This is a genomic window from Microbacterium sp., from assembly GCF_049661145.1.
Taxonomy (GTDB): domain Bacteria; phylum Actinomycetota; class Actinomycetes; order Actinomycetales; family Microbacteriaceae; genus Microbacterium.
Genome location: NZ_JBASZT010000365.1, coordinates 1 through 1,786, shown reverse-complemented (window position 1 = coordinate 1,786; position 1,786 = coordinate 1). Strand labels below are relative to the sequence as shown.

Annotated in this window: 2 protein-coding genes; both read right to left on the bottom strand. The window is 71.2% G+C overall.

All coding sequences use genetic code 11. The features are described from left to right. Positions 1 to 488, bottom strand: a 488-nt coding sequence (locus tag WBP48_RS15045) for an ABC transporter ATP-binding protein (RefSeq protein ID WP_424441565.1), incomplete at its 3' end; no start/stop codon positions are given. A gap of 581 nt (positions 489 to 1,069) precedes the next feature. After that, positions 1,070 to 1,729, bottom strand: a complete 660-nt coding sequence (locus WBP48_RS15040; protein ID WP_424441564.1) for a response regulator — start codon at positions 1,727 to 1,729, stop codon at positions 1,070 to 1,072. Positions 1,730 to 1,786 lie beyond the last annotated feature (57 nt).

Below are 1,786 nucleotides of genomic sequence, written 5' to 3'. Positions count from 1 at the left end.
ATCGCGACCCGCTGCTGCTGCCCGCCCGACAGCTCGTGCGGCCGGTGCCGCAGCCGGGGGCGCAGCCCGAGGGAGTCGATGAGGTTCTCGATGCGGGCGCGCTCCAGCGCGCTGGGCGTGCGGCCGTCGAGGTCGAACGGCAGCAGGATGTTGCCGAGCGCGTCGAGGGTGGGCACGAGGTTGAACGCCTGGAAGACGAACCCGACCCGCCGCCGGCGCAGGATCGTCAGTTCGAGGTCGCTCAGGCCCGTGATCTCGGTGTCGCCGATCCACGCGCGGCCACCGGTCGGCGCGTCGAGGCCGGCCATGATGTGCATGAGCGTGGACTTGCCCGAGCCGGACGGTCCCATGATCGCGGTGAACTCGCCGCGGCGGATGCCGACGGTGACGCCGTCGAGCGCCCGCACCCCGGTCTCGCCCGCGCCATACGTCTTGCTGAGGTTCTGCACCCGGGCCGCGAGGCCCAGGTCGGTCGTCGTGATCTCCATGCCTCCGACGCTACGGACGCCGGATGCCGCGGCGCGTCCGCCTTCGGTCGCGCGCGCGTACATCGGGAGGATGATCCGGGGCCCGCTCCACACGGCCGAAGGGGTCGAACAGCGCCCACTCCGGTGGTCGAGTGCCCGCGGCGAAGCCGCGGGTGTATCGAGACCATCGCAACCGAGTCATGAGACATGATCTCGATCTCCCCACGGCGCGGCGGCGCCCCTGAAAAACTGTCGCAAAAGCAGGCTGAACCGGCCGTTTCGGCCGCACGGAGGGCCCGGAGAGTCAATCCAGCCTGCTAATCCGAAAGTGTCCCTCCGGGACCCGCGGCTTTCGACACCCCACAATGCGGCCCCGCCGCCGCTGAGCTTTCGCGACAGCGATCGCCCGAGACCGACGGCCCCGGTTGCCCTCGGTGGTCGCGTGCCCGACGTGCCGGGTTCTGCCGCATCCACGGCCCCGAGACGACCAAACGCGGCACGTCGATGATCGAGGCTTTCCCGACGTGCCGCGATTGGTCGGCTCCGCAGCCTGGAAGCGACCGAACGCGGCAAGTCGATGCCGACCAGACCGGCGGGGCAGGTCAGACGAGACCGTGCTCGAACGCGAAGACCACGAGCTGCACCCGGTCGCGCAGGGCGAGCTTCGCGAGGATGCGGCTGATGTGCGTCTTCACGGTCGCCTCGGACAGGAACTCACGCTGCGCGATCTCGGCGTTGGACAGTCCGCGGGCGGCGAGCGCGAAGATCTCCCGTTCACGCTCGGTCAGGTCGCCGTACGAGGGGGGCACGGCGGCTGGCGCCTGCTCTGCGAAGTGTGCGAACAGCTCGCGCGTGGCGGATGCCGCGATCACCGCCGACCCGGAGTGGACCGTGCGGATCGCGGCCAGCAGGAACTCCGGGTCGGCATCCTTCAGCAGGAATCCGCTCGCGCCCTGCCGGATCGCGCGCGCCGCGGCCTCGTCGAGGTCGAACGTCGTGAGCATCACGACCCGCGGCGGCGCCTGCCCGAAAGTCGTGTCGGCGAGGAGCTCGGCGGTTGCGGTGAGGCCGTCCATCACCGGCATCCGGATGTCCATGAGCACGACGTCGGGACGCGTCGCGCGGATCACCCGCAGCCCCTCGACGCCGTCGCCCGCCTCGCCGACGACGTCAAGGTCGGGCTGCGAGGCGACGACCATGCGGATGCCGGCGCGGAACAGCGCCTGGTCATCGACGAGCACGACGCGGATCGGTGCGCTCATGCGACTCCGCCGATCGGCCCCGCGTCGATCGCCGCCCCGCTCGCCGCCCCGCCGATC